This window comes from Burkholderia diffusa (assembly GCF_902499115.1).
In the GTDB taxonomy this organism is placed as follows: domain Bacteria; phylum Pseudomonadota; class Gammaproteobacteria; order Burkholderiales; family Burkholderiaceae; genus Burkholderia; species Burkholderia diffusa.
In genome coordinates, this window is record NZ_CABVPN010000017.1 from 1 (window position 1) to 16,769 (window position 16,769).

General features: G+C 66.5%; 17 protein-coding genes. 6 read left to right on the forward strand and 11 right to left on the reverse strand.

Annotated features, from left to right (window positions below; all coding sequences use genetic code 11):
- From BTE28158_RS18230 to flhD, 6 genes are all read right to left on the reverse strand, one after another.
- Window positions 1–848, reverse strand: an 848-nt coding sequence (locus tag BTE28158_RS18230; RefSeq protein WP_174919992.1) for an Hpt domain-containing protein, incomplete at its 3' end; no start/stop codon positions are given.
- Between the two features lie 33 nt (window positions 849–881).
- On the reverse strand, window positions 882–1,259 hold the full coding sequence (locus BTE28158_RS18235) for a response regulator (protein ID WP_151052560.1): 378 nt from the start codon (window positions 1,257–1,259) through the stop codon (window positions 882–884).
- Window positions 1,260–1,283: 24 nt separating this feature from the next.
- Window positions 1,284–2,303 carry a flagellar motor protein MotB gene (gene motB, locus BTE28158_RS18240; RefSeq protein ID WP_151052558.1) on the reverse strand — a complete coding sequence of 340 codons (1,020 nt, stop codon included), beginning with the start codon at window positions 2,301–2,303 and terminating at the stop codon, window positions 1,284–1,286.
- Between the two features lie 13 nt (window positions 2,304–2,316).
- Window positions 2,317–3,177 carry a flagellar motor stator protein MotA gene (motA, locus tag BTE28158_RS18245; RefSeq protein ID WP_059601938.1) on the reverse strand — a complete coding sequence of 287 codons (861 nt, stop codon included), beginning with the start codon at window positions 3,175–3,177 and terminating at the stop codon, window positions 2,317–2,319.
- Window positions 3,178–3,368: 191 nt separating this feature from the next.
- Window positions 3,369–3,923: a flagellar transcriptional regulator FlhC gene (gene flhC, locus BTE28158_RS18250; protein WP_059601940.1), complete on the reverse strand. Its 555-nt coding sequence runs from the start codon at window positions 3,921–3,923 to the stop codon at window positions 3,369–3,371.
- Between the two features lie 94 nt (window positions 3,924–4,017).
- Window positions 4,018–4,338 (reverse strand): flagellar transcriptional regulator FlhD, encoded by a 321-nt coding sequence (gene flhD / locus BTE28158_RS18255; RefSeq protein ID WP_059601943.1) that lies wholly within the window; start codon window positions 4,336–4,338, stop codon window positions 4,018–4,020.
- Window positions 4,339–5,004: 666 nt separating this feature from the next.
- On the opposite strand from flhD, the gene BTE28158_RS18260 reads away from it, so the two are divergent.
- Window positions 5,005–6,069: a glycosyltransferase family 4 protein gene (locus tag BTE28158_RS18260; RefSeq protein WP_124628654.1), complete on the forward strand. Its 1,065-nt coding sequence runs from the start codon at window positions 5,005–5,007 to the stop codon at window positions 6,067–6,069.
- 110 nt (window positions 6,070–6,179) lie between these two features.
- Here BTE28158_RS18260 and BTE28158_RS18265 read toward each other — a convergent pair whose 3' ends face one another.
- On the reverse strand, window positions 6,180–6,476 hold the full coding sequence (locus BTE28158_RS18265; protein ID WP_124628670.1) for an H-NS histone family protein: 297 nt from the start codon (window positions 6,474–6,476) through the stop codon (window positions 6,180–6,182).
- Window positions 6,477–6,774: 298 nt separating this feature from the next.
- On the opposite strand from BTE28158_RS18265, the gene aqpZ reads away from it, so the two are divergent.
- Window positions 6,775–7,515 carry an aquaporin Z gene (gene aqpZ, locus BTE28158_RS18270; RefSeq protein ID WP_124628656.1) on the forward strand — a complete coding sequence of 247 codons (741 nt, stop codon included), beginning with the start codon at window positions 6,775–6,777 and terminating at the stop codon, window positions 7,513–7,515.
- Window positions 7,516–7,620: 105 nt separating this feature from the next.
- On the opposite strand, the gene BTE28158_RS18275 is transcribed toward aqpZ, so the two are convergent.
- Both BTE28158_RS18275 and BTE28158_RS18280 read right to left on the reverse strand, forming a co-directional pair.
- Entirely contained in the window at window positions 7,621–8,454 is an 834-nt protein-coding gene (locus BTE28158_RS18275; RefSeq protein WP_151052334.1) for a Cof-type HAD-IIB family hydrolase, read from the reverse strand.
- Window positions 8,455–8,601: 147 nt separating this feature from the next.
- On the reverse strand, window positions 8,602–9,483 hold the full coding sequence (locus BTE28158_RS18280) for a glucosamine kinase nucleotide-binding domain-containing protein (RefSeq protein WP_174919994.1): 882 nt from the start codon (window positions 9,481–9,483) through the stop codon (window positions 8,602–8,604).
- 141 nt (window positions 9,484–9,624) lie between these two features.
- Here BTE28158_RS18280 and BTE28158_RS18285 point away from each other — a divergent pair, with 141 nt between their 5' ends.
- The gene (locus BTE28158_RS18285; protein WP_059601954.1) at window positions 9,625–10,230 is read left to right on the forward strand and encodes a DNA-3-methyladenine glycosylase I; all 606 of its coding nucleotides are present in this window, start codon (window positions 9,625–9,627) and stop codon (window positions 10,228–10,230) included.
- Window positions 10,231–10,565: 335 nt separating this feature from the next.
- Here BTE28158_RS18285 and rpsU read toward each other — a convergent pair whose 3' ends face one another.
- Window positions 10,566–10,778 (reverse strand): 30S ribosomal protein S21, encoded by a 213-nt coding sequence (rpsU, locus tag BTE28158_RS18290; protein ID WP_006401410.1) that lies wholly within the window; start codon window positions 10,776–10,778, stop codon window positions 10,566–10,568.
- Between the two features lie 547 nt (window positions 10,779–11,325).
- Here rpsU and BTE28158_RS18295 point away from each other — a divergent pair.
- The 3 genes from BTE28158_RS18295 (at window position 11,326) to fliT (ending at window position 14,102) form a co-directional block, all read left to right on the forward strand.
- Entirely contained in the window at window positions 11,326–12,144 is an 819-nt protein-coding gene (locus BTE28158_RS18295) for a flagellin domain-containing protein (RefSeq protein WP_151052362.1), read from the forward strand.
- A 184-nt stretch (window positions 12,145–12,328) separates the two neighbouring features.
- Window positions 12,329–13,762, forward strand: coding sequence for a flagellar filament capping protein FliD (gene fliD / locus BTE28158_RS18300; protein WP_151052360.1), 1,434 nt, complete (start codon window positions 12,329–12,331; stop codon window positions 13,760–13,762).
- Window positions 13,763–13,802: 40 nt separating this feature from the next.
- A complete protein-coding gene (gene fliT, locus BTE28158_RS18305; protein WP_151052358.1) occupies window positions 13,803–14,102 on the forward strand; it encodes a flagellar protein FliT in 300 nt (99 codons plus the stop codon).
- A 166-nt stretch (window positions 14,103–14,268) separates the two neighbouring features.
- Here the strand turns inward: fliT and BTE28158_RS18310 are convergent, their stop codons facing one another.
- The gene (locus BTE28158_RS18310) at window positions 14,269–16,758 is read right to left on the reverse strand and encodes a tetratricopeptide repeat protein (protein ID WP_151051963.1); all 2,490 of its coding nucleotides are present in this window, start codon (window positions 16,756–16,758) and stop codon (window positions 14,269–14,271) included.
- Between the last annotated feature and the right edge of the window lie 11 nt (window positions 16,759–16,769).

Here is a 16,769-nt window from a genome sequence, read left to right on the forward strand (position 1 = left end):
GCTTGCGCGAATACCTCGACGCGTGCGGCCGGCTCCGGCGCCGCGGCCGGTTCGGGCGCGGCCGGCGCGACGGCAGGCGCCGGTGCGGCCGGCGCGGTGCCGCGCGCGATGCGGATCTGGCTGTCGTCGATCACGAAACAGCACACGGCGACGATGTCGTCGGACGGCACGTCCGATTCGAGCCACAGCGTCAGGTCCGCGCCCGCTTCCTCGCGGCCGACGATCCGGCCGAGATTGCCGAGCTCCTCGGTGAGCAGCGCCTGGTCCTTCGCATCGACGCCGACGAGCGTGATCTTCAGGTGCGGGCCGCCCGCGACGGCGTCGTCCGCCGGATGCGCGGCCGCGACGGCCTGTTCGACCACGTGATCGGGCACGCGGTCGTCGGTGGAAGGCGCCGGCGCCGGTGCGGCCGCTTCGGCTGCTGCGGCCGGCACGACGGCCGCGGCCGCATCCGCGCCGCTCTCGGCCTTCAGGCGTTCGAGCTTCGCGCAGATCGTCGCGGCAGCCGCCGCGTCCGGTTCCGCGCTCGCGCGATAGTCGACCAGCTGGTCGGACAGCACGTCCTTGGTCTCGAGGAACGCGTCGACCATTTCCTTGGTCAGCGTCAGCTCATGGTTGCGCGCGCGGTCGAGCAGCGACTCGAGGATGTGGGTCGTCTCGGTCAGCGCGGAAAAGCCGAAGGTCGCCGCGCCGCCCTTGATCGAATGCGCGGCGCGGAAAATCGCGGCCAGGTCCTCGGGGTCGGGCGAGCCGACGTCGAGGTTCAGCAGCAGCTGCTCCATCTGCGCGAGCAACTCGTCCGCTTCGTCGAAAAAGGTCTGGTAGAACTGCGTGATGTCGAGAGTCATGCCCGGTCACCGGTTGGATTCGTCGCGTTCATGTCAGGAGGCGGTCTGTTCGGACAGCGTCGCGACCAGGTCGATCAGCACGGCCGGGTCGATCGGCTTCTCGATCCAGCCGGTCGCGCCCGCGTCGCGCGCGGCGTCCTTGAAGGCATCGCTGCCTTCGGTGGTCAGCACGAGGATCGGCGTGTCCGCGTATGCCGTCAGCTTGCGCAGCGAGGCGATCACCTCGAGCCCGCTCTTGCGCGGCATGTTCTGGTCGGTCAGCACCAGGTCGTACGGCACGGTGGCCGCCATGTCGAAGCCGGCTTCGCCGTCCGGCGCCACCGTCACGTCGTAGCCGGCCTGCGCCAGTGTCGCCAGCAGCAGCGCACGCATGGTCGCCGAGTCGTCGATGGCGAGAATGGTTCGGATCATGTCTGTCTCGAAATCTGGGAAACGTCAGGGTTTCGGTGCCACGGCGACGGCGCTCGCCAGCGCCGGTCGCGCGGGCTGCGCCGGGCCGCCGAGCTGCTGGGCCAGCAGCTTCGAGCCCGCCGCGTCGGCCGACAGCGTCGTGGTCGTCGCGTCGTCGCGCATCAGCGCGTCTTCGGATTTGCGGTTCAGCACGATCACGCTGATCCGGCGGTTTTCCGGATCGAGCGGATCGGCCTTGTTCAGGTTCTGCGTCGACGCGAGGCCGAGCACGCGCAGCACCTTCGCCTCGTCCATGCCGCCCGCGATCAGTTCGCGGCGCGACGCGTTCGCGCGGTCGGCCGACAGCTCCCAGTTGCTGTAGCCGCCCTCGCCGCCCGCGTACGGCACCGCGTCGGTGTGGCCCTGGACGATGATCCGGTTCGGCACGTCGTTCAGCGTCTTGCCGATCTCGCGCAGGATGTCGCGCATGTACGGCTCGACGTGATCGCTCGACATCGCGAACATCGGCCGCTTCTGCGAATCGACGATCTCGATGCGCAGCCCCATCAGCGTCGAATCGATGCGGATCTGCTGCCTGAACTGGCGCAGCGTCGGGTTCGCCTCGATCGCCGCCATCAACTTGATCTGCAGGTCGTGCAGGCGCGTCTGCTCGAGCCGGTCCTGCGCGCCCTGCGACTGCGAGCGCGTCTTGTCGTCGCCGGCTTTCGCGACGCGGTCGGCGAGCGACGTCGTGCCGTCGGTGCGGCGCAGCGTGCCGGCGTCGAGGCTCGACAGGTCGCGGCCGCCGCCGTTGATGATGCTCGAGTCCTGCGAGCTGCGATCGCCACTGCCGAACAGCGCGGCCTTCAGCGGCGTGTTGAAGTACTCGGCGATCCCCTTCAGCTGCACCGGCGTGACCGAGCTCAGCAGCCACATCAGCAGGAAGAACGCCATCATCGCGGTCATGAAGTCCGCATAGGCGAGTTTCCATGCGCCGCCGTGGTGGCCCTTCTTCTGCGGGGCCACCCGTTTCACGACGATCGCGCGATCCTTGCTCTTGCTCATCGAACGCTCCGCGTCACTTCGCCTTCACGCGGCGCACGTGCTCTTCGAGCTCCGTAAACGACGGCCGCTCGGTCGAGTACAGCACCTTGCGGCCGAACTCGACCGCGATCGCGGGCGCATAGCCGTTCAGGCTCGCGAGAATCGTCACCTTGATGCACTGGAACATCTTGGTCGACTCGGCCACGCGCTGCTCCGCGAGGCTCGCGAGCGGCCCGATCAGCCCGTACGACAGCAGGATCCCGAGGAACGTGCCGACCAGCGCCTGCGCGATCATCGCGCCGAGCACCGCGGGCGGCTTGTCGGCGGATGCCATCGTATGCACGACGCCCATCACCGCCGCGACGATCCCGAACGCCGGCATCGCGTCGCCGACGCGCATCAGCGCGTGCGCCGGGCCCTCGCCTTCCGCGTGGTGCGTCTCGATCTCCTCGTCCATCAGGCTCTCGATCTCGAACGCGTTCATGTTGCCGCCCACCATCAGGCGCAGGTAGTCGGTCAGGAATTCGACGATGTGGCGATCGGCGAGGATCTTCGGGTATTGCGTGAAGATCGGGCTCTTGTCCGGATCGTCGATGTCGGCCTCGAGCGTCAGCGTGCCTTCCTTGCGCGCCTTCGCGAGCAGCACGTACAGGAGCGCCATCAACTCCATATAGACGTCCTTGGTGTACTTCGAGCCCTTGAAGAGCGTCGGCAGCACACGCAGCGTCCCCTTGATGGTCTTCATGCCGTTGCCGAGGATGAACGCGCCGACGCCCGCGCCCGCGATCATCAGGATCTCGACCGGCTGGATCAATGCGCCCAGATGCCCGCCTGCCAGCGCGTAACCGCCGAAGACGGACAACAGCGTCACGAGTGTTCCCACGATAATCAGCACTGCCTGTCCCTCACGAATGACCGGCGGGGAGACCGCCGTTAATCAGGTTTACGGCAGTCGGCAGGAAAACTTTCGCGGCCGCGCCGCGGCGGCGCGGCGGTGTTTACCAGCAAGCCCCGCGCGGTTCGCGCGGCGAGCGGAAGCCGTGAGGCGTCCGCTCGCGCCCCGCCCGGCCCTGCCCGGCCCGGCGCTCAGGCCGCGGCGGCGGACAGCTCGGCGCGCGCGGCGGCGGCCTTGCGGGTCTTGCCCGCGCGCGACGGCGGCTGGCACAGGCCACACACGAAACCTTGATGCGGATCATGCGCATGCGCGACGAAGTGGCCGCCGCAGCGCGTGCACGGGGTCATCTGCAGCATCCCCGAGTCGAAGAAGCGCACCAGCGTCCACGCGCGCGTGAGGCTCAGCGCGGCCTCGTCGCCGGACAACTTCACGTGCTCCTGATAGAGCCGGTACGCCTTCACGATCGACTGGATCGGCTCGCAGCGGCCGTGGTCCTGCATGAACCGGTAGATGTTGTAGAACAGCGACGAGTGGATGTTCGGCTGCCACGTCATGAACCAGTCGGTCGAGAACGGCAGCATCCCCTTCGGCGGCGACGCGCCCTTCAGCTCCTTGTACAGCTTGATCAGGCGATCGCGCGACAGGCTCGTCTCGGCCTCCAGCAGTTGCAGCCGGGCGCCCAGTTCGATCAGTTCGATGGCGAGGGTGATTTCCTTCACCTCGATCACGACGCTTTTGCTTGCCATGGTGAATAATCGTCCGCTTGACGTTGTTCGGATGAGTGGCCAAGACGCCGCCTGCCGGCGCGGCGCGCCGGGACGAACGCAAGGCGGGGAAGGATCAGCGGACGCTTTCGACCGGCTGGCCGGCCATCAGGATGGCCGAATGCGCGTGCGTGACGACGTCGCTGCGCCCCTTGTCGGCGAGCGACGACAACAACGCGTGATCGTCGAAGCGGAAGCGGCACAACATCTGGTTCGATGCGGCGAGCTTCACGGTCTGGGCGAGCGTGAGGTTCGCGAGCACATCGGCCAGTTCCTGGGACACTCCCATGCGGAACATGCCCATCGCTTTGTCTTCCCGCAGCAGGCGCTGCGCGAGGAGGAGGTACGACAGGTTGACCTCTTTGATCTCACTGAGCATTTCGCTGTTGGCGCTCATGATTCCCCCGTTAAGAGCTTTGCTTTGGCCGTTCATGTTATGAAAACGTTTGCTCGATCAGGCCCCGCTGGGCGCTCCGTCGGCACGTTTATATTCTTACAGGGCGAATTTTGGCCAAACGGCATTTATGCCGGTATCAGCGAAGTGGCGTATGCCGCGCAGGATTTGTCTGTAAACCGTGTAGGAATTTTTCCGACAAGGCGAATTGAAAGGAAACAAACGGCGGGGGGAGTGACGCGCGAATTCGTCGACGATGCGGTCCGACACGGGACGAATCCGGCTGAAGGCCTTCCGGCAAGGCTGCCGGAAAGTGAATCGGGAAAAATTATAGTGGTTTTTCACGATAGCGCAACAATTCTCGTTGCCATATCGCTTTGTGTTTCCGCACCCCTTTTATCGGGGTTTTCGCGTATTTCACGGTGTAACAAGCCTTAAGTGTTTGAAAAAACACTCGAACCCCTGAAGGCGATATCGATAATGGACTCCAATGGGCGGCGGCGTGAGCCGCGCCGGCCCGCCCCGCAGCTTGCCGCCCGGCCTCCCGCGCACCGCGCCCCGGACCGGGCCACGTACCGCAGAGCGCGTGCGTCGGCGAGTTCCGCAACCCTGCATCGGACCAGCATGCGCACTCGAGCGCCCCTCGCTGGTCGACACCGGAGAACGCCCATGCGTATTGCCCAGATCGCGCCCCTTTACGAAGCTGTCCCGCCGAAACTCTATGGCGGCACCGAGCGTGTCGTGTCCTACCTCACCGAGGCGCTCGTCGAGCTCGGCCACGACGTGACGCTGTTCGCAAGCGGCGACTCCGTCACGTCCGCGCGTCTCGAGGCGGCATGGCCGCGCGCACTGCGCCTCGACCCGTCGATCCGCGATTCGATGGCGCCCCATATGCGCCTGATCGAGCAGGTCGCCCGTGTCGCGCACGAATTCGACGTGCTGCACTTCCACCTCGACTACCTGCCGTTCTCGCTGATGTCGCGCCTCGATACGCCTTATGTGACGACGCTGCACGGCCGCCTCGACCTGCCGGAGCTGCAGCCGGTGTTCGACGCATTCCCGGACGCGCCGGTCGTATCGATCTCGAACAACCAGCGCAAGCCGCTGCCGCAGGCCGCCTGGGCCGGCACCGTGTATCACGGGCTGCCCGACACGCTGCTCACGCCGCAACCGGACGTGAAGCCCGAATACCTCGCGTTCCTCGGCCGGATCTGTCCCGAAAAGCGAGTCGACACCGCGATCCGGATCGCCGCGCAGAGCGGGCTGCCGCTGAAGATCGCCGCGAAGGTCGACAAGGCCGACGCCGACTACTTCAAGGAAGTGATCGAACCGCTGCTCGGCGAGGCGCACGTCGAATTCATCGGCGAGATCAACGAGGCGCAGAAGCCGGCGTTCCTGTCGGGCGCGAAGGCGCTGCTGTTCCCGATCGACTGGCCGGAGCCGTTCGGCCTGGTGATGATCGAGGCGATGGCCTGCGGCACGCCGGTCGTCGCGTTCAACCGCGGCTCGGTGCCGGAAGTGATCGAGGATGGCGTGACCGGCTTCATCGTCGAGGACGTGCAGGGCGCCGTCGGTGCGCTGCACCGGATCGACAGCCTGTCGCGCGATGCGATCCGCGCGCGTTTCGATACGCGTTTCAGCTCGAAAGCGATGGCGCGGCGTTATGTCGAAACTTACGAATCGCTTTGCACGGCGGCAAAACGGCCGACCTTGCGCCAGGTCGCGGGCGCCTGACGCCGAAATTCGTCAGGAAATACCCGGTAAAATTCGCGCCGAAATCGGCGTGAAAATCCCGAAAACGCCAAAGAGCCGCATCCTCGATGCGGCTCTTTATTTTTGCGCGGTCATTCGATCAGGAAACGATCGCGGTTTTTCCCGACGATCCAATTGGGCGGCTTGCCGCGCCCGCTCCAGGTTGCACCCGACTTCGGATCGCGATATTTCGGGGGCAGCGGCGCCTTTTTCGGCGGACGGCCGCGCCGCGCTCGCTCCGCGAAGCCCAGGTCCTCGGCCGTCAGGCCATATTCGGCAATCATTCGCTGGACGTCGGCAATCACCGCCGCCACTTCCTGGCGACGCACGTCCTCCGCCTGAGCCTGCAAGTCGGCGATTTGCGCCTTGAGTTTCGCGTATTGAGACATTTTTCGACTCCCCTTTTCCATGATGCGGCTCCGGCGAGTTCGGCCGGAACGCCAACATCCGTTACGTCATCGTACCGCCGCCCTGCTCTTCGAAATTAATGCTGTCATCTTTAACCGATTCGTCGATATCGAGAATGCGGACTTATTCTAATAAAAGCCATTCGCCAGCCATTCAGATTTAACAATCGTTGACCCTCTCGAACCCGATTCATTTCCTATAATCCAGACCAATTCCGGGTGTCGGAATAACTCATCCGGTCGTCCGTTTGTCTTCAACCCACTTGAACGAGGTCCTTACATGAATCTTTCTCAGCGTCTGGCTGCAGAGGCATTCGGCACGTTCTGGCTGGTGCTCGGCGGGTGCGGAAGCGCCGTGCTGGCCGCCGCCTTTCCGGGCCTCGGCATCGGCTTTGCCGGCGTCGCACTCGCCTTCGGCCTGACCGTGCTGACGATGGCATTCGCGATCGGCCATATTTCGGGCTGCCACCTGAATCCGGCGGTGAGCGTCGGCCTGACGGTCGCCGGCCGCTTCCCGGCGCGCGATCTCGCGCCGTACATCGTTGCGCAGGTGGTCGGTGCCACGCTGGGTGCGTTCGTGCTGTACCTGATCGCGACCGGCAAGCCGGGCTTCGACGTCGTCGGCAGCGGCTTTGCGACGAACGGCTTCGGCGAGCGCTCGCCCGGCCACTACTCGCTCGGCGCGGCATTCATCTGCGAAGTCGTGATGACGGGCTTCTTCCTGTTCGTGATTCTCGGCGCCACCGACAAGCGCGCGCCTGCCGGCTTCGCGCCGATCGCGATCGGCCTGTGCCTGACGTTGATCCACCTGATCTCGATCCCGGTCACCAACACGTCAGTCAACCCGGCCCGCTCGACCGGCCCGGCGCTGTTCGTGGGCGGCGAGGCGATCGGCCAGCTGTGGCTGTTCTGGGTCGCGCCAATCATCGGTGCGGCAATCGCCGGGATCGTCTACCCACTCATCGCAGGGCGCGACGATGCCGTCGGCCTGCTGCCCGCATCCGCTCGCACCAACGAATAAAACACTACGGGGTCACGCGAGCAGAGCAGCGAGCCTCACGCTGTCGAACAACATAGAGGCAGGTAATTTGGACGGGCGCCGCTGGCGCCCGTTTTTCATGGCCGCTCAGGAAGCGGCGACGCCGTCGAGGGTGTCCTCGAGCGCGAACAGCATGCGCAGGTGACGGGCGACGCCCGCGTCGAAGTTGTTGCCGATTCGCGGGATGTGCGGCAGGTGCGCGATCAGGTCGGGGTTCGCGTTGTTCATCATGAACGCGTGACCGGCCGTTTCGAGCAGATCGATGTCATTCATGTTGTCGCCGAACGCAATGCAGTGGCCGGCGTCGACGCCGAGCCGCGCGAGCACCGCACGCAGCGCGCGGCCCTTCGACACGTTGGCGGTCATCACTTCGAGACAGTCGGGCAGCGAGTACGTGACGTATAGAGCATCGCCGAACCGCACGCGCATCTGCTCGGCGACCACCGCCAGATCGGCCGGCTCGCCGATGTACAGCACCTTCGCGATATCGGCGCCGTCGTGCGCGGACATGTCGATCACGTCGTACCGGAATCCCGAATCCTGGTGGAATTCGAGCAGGTGCGGCGCGTCCCGGTCGATCAGCCAGCCGCGGTCGGTAAACAGGTTGACGATCACGCGCCCGTGCGCGCCGGTCACGCCCGGCTGCAGGAGGCCGCGGACGATCGCGGGATCGATGTCCTGCGCGTGGATCGCCGTGTCGTCCGGTGCATGCACGCGCGCGCCGTTCGACGTGATCAGGTACGGCCGAATGCCCAGCACGTCCCGAATGCCGGCGACGTCCGCGTAGTGGCGCCCCGTCGCGATCACGAACTGCAGGCCGTCGCGGTCGAGCCGGCGGACGGTCTCGATCGTGTACGGATCGAGCTGGTGGTCGCTGTTCAGCAGGGTGCCGTCGAGATCGGTGGCGATGACTTTGTACATGGGGACGGGTGAATGGCGCGCGGGACGCTGCGGAACCGCCATTTTAACGTCGTGCCCGGAGGGCCGCCGGGCGGTTGGGGAATGGAGCGGGTTTCGGGCCGTTCGGCCTGCTCGGCCCACCCACCGCACGCCGCCCACTTGAACCGCTCACCCCGCTTCCGTCGCCCTCAACACCTGCAGCGCAAGCCGCAACGCACCGTGCGCGGAATCGTCGAGCGGCGCGCGCAGCCGGGCCGCGTGGCGTGCCGGCACGGCCGGCGCCAACGCGTCGGCCAGCCCGCCGCACAGCGCGACCGGCAGCGCCCGCCGAGGATCGAGCGCGTCGATCATCTTGCCGATCTCATCGCCGGCCTGCGCGATCAGCGCCGCCGCACAAGGATGGTCGCGGTGCGCGAACACGATCGGCGCGAGGCGCGCGTAGATCGTCTGGTTCGCATCGCACGACCACTGGACGAGTGCGTCGCGATCGTGCGCGCCCGTTTCCGCGAGCAGCGCGCCGGCGAACGCGTCACGCGGCACGCGGCCGTCGAGCGCCTGCTGCGCGTATGCAAGCGCGCGCATGCCGAGCCACGCGCCGCTCGCCTCGTCGCCGGACGGAAAACCGAAGCCGCCCGCGATGCGGCAGTCGCCCGCCGCGTCGAGCGCCGCCGCGATGCTGCCCGTGCCGAGCGCGACGATGAGCCCCGGCGCGCCGCCGTGCGCGCCGACGACGGTCGTATACGCGTCGCTCTCGATCGCGAGCGCGTCGAGCGGCGCCTGCGCACGGAACGCGGCGAGCCACGCGGCATTGTTGACGCCCGCGAGCCCGCAACCGAGCGCACATTGCGACCAGTCGAACGCGAGCCCCGCCTGCGTGAAGGCGTCGGCACAGGCAGCGCCGATCGATGCCCACGCGCGCTCGATGCCGAGGCCGAGCCCCGACGGGCCGCCGCGCCCCTGCGCGAGCTCGCGCCCGTGCCGGTCGGCCAGTACCACGCGGGTGCCGGTGCCGCCGCCGTCGACGCCGATCGCAAAAAGTAGTGCCGTCATGCGTAGATCCTGCTGATTCGAACAGGCGCCAAGCTTAACCGGATCGGCGCCGCGCGCCCATCTGCCGTTCGGCCAGCTATGCCGTGAATGGGCCTTCCGCTATGCTGGCACGATCGAATCGACACTGGAACGAGGCTGACGATGTCGCAGCGGTGCAACTGGGTAAGGACGGAAGCGGATGCTCACTATCACGATACCGAGTGGGGCGTGCCGTCGCACGACGATCGCCATCTGTTCGAAATGCTGATTCTGGAAGGCGCGCAGGCGGGCCTGTCGTGGTCGACGATCCTGAACAAGCGCGCCGGCTATCGCGAGGCGTTCGCCGAGTTCGATGTCGACGCGGTCGCGCGCTTCACGCCGAAGCGCATCGAAAAGCTGCTCGAAAATCCGGGCATCGTGCGCAATCGCGCGAAGGTGGAATCCGCGGTGACCAATGCCCGGGCCGTGCAGCGCATTCGCGACGACCACGGCTCGCTCGCGCAATTCCTGTGGTCGTTCGTCGATCACACGCCGGTGCAGAACGCGTGGCAGTCGTATCGCGACGCGCCCGCGTCGACTGCCCAGTCGGATGCGCTCAGCAAGGCGCTGAAGGAGTACGGCTGCAAGTTCGTCGGCTCGACGATCTGCTACGCGCTGATGCAGGCAACCGGAATGGTCAACGACCACGAGACCGGCTGTCCGTGTCACGCCAAATGCGCGGCGCTCGGGGGCAAGCAGCAGCCGGCACGGAGCCGCAAGGCAGGTTGACGGCGACGAAACCCGCCCGGGGCGGGCCGGGGGTTGGCGCATCGGCACATCACAACGCCATGCGCGGCCCCACACACACGCGCTGCGCTTCTTCAAACTGATACCGATCCCCGTCACGCCGACGCTGAGCGTCGCGATGACGGCTTCGGAACGCGCCCGGCGGCGACTCGAAGCCGCCGGCAATCCGTCGAATCGGCCGCGTCGCCGTCAGGCGACCGCCCCGCCAAGGCTTGAAACCCGAGACCGACGCCCTTTTTCCGGCCCGGAAAAGCAAAACGGCGGAGCGGCTTCTTTCGAAGCACGCTCCGCCGTTTCGCGGCGAACCGTAGATGCTCTTAGTGGAGCTTCTTCGGCAGCATCTGGCTGCGCAGGCGCTTGTGCAGGCGCTTGACGGCTGCTGCCTTCTTGCGCTTGCGGACTGCGGTCGGCTTTTCGTAGGACTGGCGTTCGCGCAGTTCAGCGATCAGGCCATTTTTTTCGATAGCACGGCGAAAGCGGCGAATCGCCACTTCGAACGGCTCGTTTTCTTTCAGAAGAATCGTCGTCATGTCGTTCCTAAATTGCTTAAACGGTCAAAAACGTAGCGGCCAAGCGCCACGCACCGGCCATCCGGGCGTCCCCACAACAGGCGAAACGAGCGGAAATACGGCCTCGGAGGCCGGAAAAGAGAGGCACAAAGCACCGCGGGTACGCTTCACAAGCCGCGTGCAGCGCCGCGTTTGACTGCCAGCAAGAATGCCGAGACGGCACAGGCTTGACAGAAAATCTCAATTCAGCCCGCCATCATATCAGGAAATCACAGACAAAACTATCCTTTTGTCGATTCCGGCTCGCCGCCCCGCGCGGCGCGGCCGCGTACACCATCCAACGGGACCGTCGCGCAACCTGCCCGAAATCGCTGTCACCCAAGCCAGGCGCGGCCTGCGCGGCGATCGCCACCTTCCGTCCCGATTTTCCTCACACATCCCTCTAAAGTTTTCGCCGGGTGCCGCCGTCAACCAGGAAAGGCGGGCAGCGCCACTCGCGATAAAGCGCAACGCCGAAAACGAACCTGATCCTGTCTGAACTCAGGCATTTTCCAAAACGAGGAAGCAAATGCTGAACATCAACACCAACATCCTTTCGCTGTCGACGCAGACGAATCTGTCGGGCTCGCAAAACGCGCTGTCGCAAGCGATCAACCGCCTGTCGTCGGGCAAGCGCGTGAACAGCGCAGCGGACGACGCAGCGGGCCTGGCAATCGCGACGACCCAGACGGCCGCAATCAACGCGCTGAACCAAGGCGTGTCGAACGCGAACAACGGCATCTCGATGGTCCAGACGACGGCCGGCGCACTCCAGTCGATCGTCGACAACCTGCAGCGTATCCGCCAGCTGGCAGTTGAAGCAGGCGACGGCTCGCTCGACTCCAACGCACGTGCAAACCTGCAGTCGGAAGTCTCGACCCGCCTGACGGAAATCACGCGCGTCGCAACGCAAACGACGTTCAACGGCCAGTCCGTCCTGCAAGGCCTGAGCACCGTCAGCTTCCAGATCGGCGCAATCAACGGCCAGACGATCGCCGCGAACTTCGGCACGCAGAGCTGGGACTCGGCAAACCTCGGCCTCTCCGCGCTGACGGTTTCGAGCGTCACGGATTCGCAAGCCGCGATGGGCTCGATCGACGCAGTGCTGACGAAGGTCAACACGTTCCAGGCAACGCTCGGCGCAACGCAGAACACGTTCCAGTCGGCCATCACGAACACGCAGACGCAATCGACGAACATGTCGGCAGCGCGTTCGCAGATCACCGACGCGGACTTCGCGACGGAAACGGCGAACCTGAGCAAGGCGCAAGTGCTGCAGCAAGCAGGCATCTCGGTGCTGGCACAAGCAAACTCGCTGCCGCAGCAGGTTCTGAAGCTCCTGGGTTAATACCCCACGACCGGCGGCGCGCGTCTCGCGACGCGCCGGCCGCCGGCACGGGCGCCGCGACCTGGGTCCGGCGCCCGCGCCTTTTCATCGCGCACCCGGGAGGCTCACCTCCCGTTGCGCGCGTGTTCGACACCGACGCGCGATTCGCCCGAACCTGTCCGGCGACGCGAACCGGAGCCCCCGAATGACCTCGACGACCACCACCACCACGTCCACCAGCGACCTGAACACCGCGCTCCAGCAGGCTGCGCAGTCCCTCATCAGCGGCTCGACGAAGTCGTCGCTCGACGTCAATTCGCTCGTCTCCGCGCTCGTCACCGCGAAGACCACCGCGCAATCGACCGCACTCGCGAACAAGCAAGCGTCCGACAACACCGAACTATCCGCGATCGGGCAGATCAAGTCGCAGCTCGCGGCGCTGCAAACGGCGCTGACGGGCCTCACCGACGGCACGGCGCTGTCGGCACTGACCGCGACGGCCAGCGGCTCCGGCCTCACCGCCACCACCGCGAGCGGCGCGGCGGCCGGCACGTACACGGTGAAAGTCAATGCCGTCGCGACCGCCAACTCGATTTCGTCGCCGGCGCTCACGTCGTCCGACACGATCGGCAGCGGCACGCTGACCGTCGGCGTCGGCAGCGGTTCGATGCAGGTGTCGGTCTCGTCGACCGATACGCTCGCGACGATCGCCGCGAACATCAACAAGGCCTCGAACAACCCGGGCGTGACGGCCACGGTGATCAATGCGTCCGACGGCCAGCACCTGGTGCTCTCCTCGAACAACACGGGGGCGACGAACACGGTGTCGATCACCGCGGGTGCCGGCCTGAACAGCAAGCTCGACTCGACCCAGTCGACCTACAACACGGTGACGCCCGCCGCGGATGCCAACATCACGATCGCCGGCAGCACCGTGACGAGCGCGACGAACCAGATCTCCAACGCGCTGACCGGCGTCACGCTGAACCTGACGGCAGCCGCGGTCAACACGACGCAGACGCTCACGATCGCGCAGGACACGACCGGCATCACGACGGCGATCAACAATTTCGCGAAGGCGTATTCGAGCTTCGTCACGACGGCATCGAGCCTGTCGTCGTACACGAGCACGTCCTCGGGCTCGACGGCCGGCCCGCTGCTCGGCGACGCGATGCTGAACTCGATCACGAACGGCCTCGCGACCGCGCTCAGCGGTGGCGTCACGACGGGAGGCAAGACCTACAGCCTGTCGTCGATCGGCCTCAACCTGAACACCGACGGCACGCTGACGGTCGACAGCACGAAGCTGCAGACCGCCCTCACGACCAACGGCTCGGCCGTCTCCGCGATCTTCAACTCGACGAACGGCGTCGGGGTCGCGCTGAACAACTTCGCGAATTCGTACTCGCAGACGGGCGGCCTGATCGACCAGCGCACGGCCTCGCTGAACAAGGACCTGTCGAACCTGCAGGATCAGGCGACGCAGCTGAAGAACTACCAGACCGCGCTCACGGCCCAGTACAACGCGCAGTTCACCGCGCTCAACACGCTGATGACGCAGATGCAGAACAACCAGCAGTACCTGACGCAGTTGTTCGGCGGGTCGAGCAGCGCCGGCACGCTTGCCACCAACAAGTGACGGACCGGCACCCGGCCACCGCCCACGAGGACTTCTCGCCATGGAACACACTTCGCTCACACGCGCGCTGGCGCTCACGCACGCGCTCGCGGACGCCGTCTCGCACGACGCATGGGAGCGCGCCGCCGCGCTCGTGAACGAACGCGCCGCGCTGCTGACGTCGCTCGACGCTGACCAGACGCCGGATGCGCTCGCGATCATCCGCGAGATCCAGCGGCTCGATGCGATCATCACCGAACAGGCGATGGCCGGCCGCGAGCGGCTGATGACGAATCATCGGCTGGCGCTGCAGCGCATCGACGCGGCATCGCGTTATCAGTCGACCGGGATGCTCGGCTGAACCGCACCGACGCAGATCGAACAAGAACAACAACGACGCCCGCGAGGGCGCCCTCCTCGAAGAGCCGCAGCGATGCGGCTTCTTTTTTTTGGGGGACGCCGCAACCGCGCCCCCACCGCACCGCGCCGCGATGCCCGGCGGCACGGCGCCCGTCCGGCCGCGGCCGTTACCGCGCCGGCACGTCGCCCGGGGTGCCGGCGAGCCATGCGTCCCACATGCCGTGGAACGCGTCCTCGAGGTGGCGGGCGAACCGCTTCGCGTCGCCGAGCGGCGAACGCTGCATCTGCTGGCGCAATCCGGCACGCATCGCCGCGAGCTCGCCGCGATCGCGGGAGAACGCGACGGCCTTCGCAATGTAGTCCGCTTCGTCGCTCGCGATCCAGTCGCCGAGACCGGCCGCATGCAGCAGGCTCTCGCAGATGTGCGTGACGAACCGCTCTCCCTTCATCCCGAGCACCGGCACGCCCATCCACAGCGACTCGGCCGTCGTCGTGCCGCCCGGGTACGGGAACGGGCTCAGCATCACGTCCGCGCGGTTGTACGCCGCGAAGTACGCGTCGCGCGACGAGCCCGGCTCGAGGATCAGCCGGTCGGCGTCGATGCCGTGCGCCGCGAAGCGCGCGCGCGTTGCATCGCGGATGTCCTCGACCGCGAGTTCGTACGCCTTGAGCAGCAGCTTCGCGCCCGGCACGGTGTGCAGCAGGCGCGACCAGACGTGCACCACCTCGTCGGTCACCTTCACGAGCTTGCCGAAGCAACCGAACGTGATGTGCCCGTTGCGCAGCATCGGCAGCGGGCCGACCTGCACGTCGTACGGCGGCGGCGTGAAGCACAGGTAGCTGTCCGGCAGGCGCCACGGCCGCTCGACGAAGTGCGCCTCCTCGGCGGCCGGCAGCACGTGCGCATCGCCGAGGAAATAGTCCATCTCCGCGATGCCGGTCGACGCGAAAAAGCCGAGCCAGCTCACCTGGATCGGCGCCGGCTTCCACGCAAAGGCAGGCAGCCGGTTGTGCGCCGTATGCCCGGCCAGATCGACGAGCACGTCGATCCGCTCTTCGTGGATGCGCCGGGCCGTCTGCTCCGTCCCGAGATCCGTGATGCGATGCCAGCCGTCGAAATGCGGCTTCAGCCGCGCGGTGTAGTCGTCCTCGGTGTCGAACGTCGTGAACGCGACGAGCTCGAGCCGCGACCGATCGAGATGCGCGACGACGCTTTCGAGAAAGATGCCGACCGGGTGCCGCCGGAAATCGCCCGACACGAAGCCGACACGCAACCTGCGCCCGTTCAGCGGCGCCGGCCGGTGCCGCCACGGCTGCGCGTGCATCGACATGCGCGCGCCGAACACGCGCGCATCCGCCAGGTACGCATCCGGGTCGAAGGCGGTCTGGCCCGCGAGGCAGAACAGCAGCGACGTGTAGGTACCCGGATTGTCGGGATCACACTCCAGCGCGCGGCGATAGCACTTGATCGCCGCGTTGACGTCGCCGGTCTTGCGCAGCACGTCCGCGAGATGCGCATACCGGCGCGCGGTGCCGGGTTCGAGTGCCACGGCGGCATGCGCGCTCTCCAGCGCTTCATGAACACGCCGCGCCTGGCACAGCGCGATCGAAAGGTTCTGGTGGATATCCGCCGAATCCGGATCGAATTCGAGCGCGTGCCGGTACTGCACGATCGCGTCGTCGACACGGTCCAGCCAGTAATACGCGTGGGCCAGGTTCACATAGCCCTCCGCCCGGCGCGGATCCAGCTCGATGGCCCGCTTGCCGGCCTCGACGGACTCCTCGATGCGGTTCTGGCTCTTCAGCGCCCGGCTCAGGTTGAGGTGTGCGTCGACGTCGCCGCCGGACAGCTCGATCACCCGTTCGAAATGCACGATCGCTTCGTCGTTCCGACCCGCTTCACGCAGCGCGCTGCCGAGACAGTTGTGGACCTGCGGATCCCGCGGATCGAGTTCGACTGCCCGGCGCAGCGTCGCGATGGATTCGTCGAGGTCGCCACGCGCGAGCAGCGCGGTGCCGAGATTGCCGTGCACGATCGCCCGGCCCGGGTTCAGCGCGACGGCCGCGCGATAGCTGTCCACCGCCGCGTCGAACTTGCGCTGCGTCGTCAGCACGTTGCCGAGATTGTTGTACGCGTCCGCGTAGCGCGGATCGTGTTCGATCGCCTTTCCGTATGCGAGCACCGCCGCGTCCGCCTGCCCCAGATCCTTCAGCGCGTTGCCCAGGTTGTTGTATGCCTGCGCATAGTCCGGCCGCAGCGCGATCGCCTGCGCGCAGTGCTGCATCGACGCATCCGGCTGCCGCGCCTCGCGCAGCGCATCGCCCAGGTTGTTGTGCGCTTCCGCGTAGTCCGGCTGCCGCCGCACCGCTTCGCGGTACTGCGCGATCGCATCGTCGAGCCGGCCGCGCTCGCGCAGCGCGTTGCCCAGGTTGTTGTGATAGATCGCGCTCGGATACGCGTCGATCGAGCGGCGCATCAGCGCGATGCCTTCTTCCGGCTGCCCTGCCTGACAGGTCAGCAGTCCGAGGAAATGCAGCGCGTCCGGGTGCGCGGGCTCCGCCGCGAGCAGCTGCTCGTAGCCCGCCTTCGCGTCGCTCAGCCGGCCCGCCTGGTGATGCGCCAGTGCGGCGCCGAGAATGTCCGTGGTCTGTTGCATGTCGTCGTTTC

What these genes read in the sequence shown, in the direction of transcription:
- fliD (WP_151052360.1), top strand. Translation starts at nt 12,329, where the DNA reads ATGACCTCGACGACCACCACCACCACGTCCACCAGCGACCTGAACACC.
- BTE28158_RS18260 (WP_124628654.1), top strand. Translation starts at nt 5,005, where the DNA reads ATGCGTATTGCCCAGATCGCGCCCCTTTACGAAGCTGTCCCGCCGAAA.
- BTE28158_RS18265 (WP_124628670.1), bottom strand. Translation starts at nt 6,476, where the DNA reads ATGTCTCAATACGCGAAACTCAAGGCGCAAATCGCCGACTTGCAGGCT.
- BTE28158_RS18295 (WP_151052362.1), top strand. Translation starts at nt 11,326, where the DNA reads ATGCTGAACATCAACACCAACATCCTTTCGCTGTCGACGCAGACGAAT.
- BTE28158_RS18285 (WP_059601954.1), top strand. Translation starts at nt 9,625, where the DNA reads ATGTCGCAGCGGTGCAACTGGGTAAGGACGGAAGCGGATGCTCACTAT.
- BTE28158_RS18235 (WP_151052560.1), bottom strand. Translation starts at nt 1,259, where the DNA reads ATGATCCGAACCATTCTCGCCATCGACGACTCGGCGACCATGCGTGCG.
- BTE28158_RS18280 (WP_174919994.1), bottom strand. Translation starts at nt 9,483, where the DNA reads ATGACGGCACTACTTTTTGCGATCGGCGTCGACGGCGGCGGCACCGGC.
- rpsU (WP_006401410.1), bottom strand. Translation starts at nt 10,778, where the DNA reads ATGACGACGATTCTTCTGAAAGAAAACGAGCCGTTCGAAGTGGCGATT.
- flhD (WP_059601943.1), bottom strand. Translation starts at nt 4,338, where the DNA reads ATGAGCGCCAACAGCGAAATGCTCAGTGAGATCAAAGAGGTCAACCTG.
- motB (WP_151052558.1), bottom strand. Translation starts at nt 2,303, where the DNA reads ATGAGCAAGAGCAAGGATCGCGCGATCGTCGTGAAACGGGTGGCCCCG.
- flhC (WP_059601940.1), bottom strand. Translation starts at nt 3,923, where the DNA reads ATGGCAAGCAAAAGCGTCGTGATCGAGGTGAAGGAAATCACCCTCGCC.
- BTE28158_RS18310 (WP_151051963.1), bottom strand. Translation starts at nt 16,758, where the DNA reads ATGCAACAGACCACGGACATTCTCGGCGCCGCACTGGCGCATCACCAG.
- aqpZ (WP_124628656.1), top strand. Translation starts at nt 6,775, where the DNA reads ATGAATCTTTCTCAGCGTCTGGCTGCAGAGGCATTCGGCACGTTCTGG.
- BTE28158_RS18275 (WP_151052334.1), bottom strand. Translation starts at nt 8,454, where the DNA reads ATGTACAAAGTCATCGCCACCGATCTCGACGGCACCCTGCTGAACAGC.
- fliT (WP_151052358.1), top strand. Translation starts at nt 13,803, where the DNA reads ATGGAACACACTTCGCTCACACGCGCGCTGGCGCTCACGCACGCGCTC.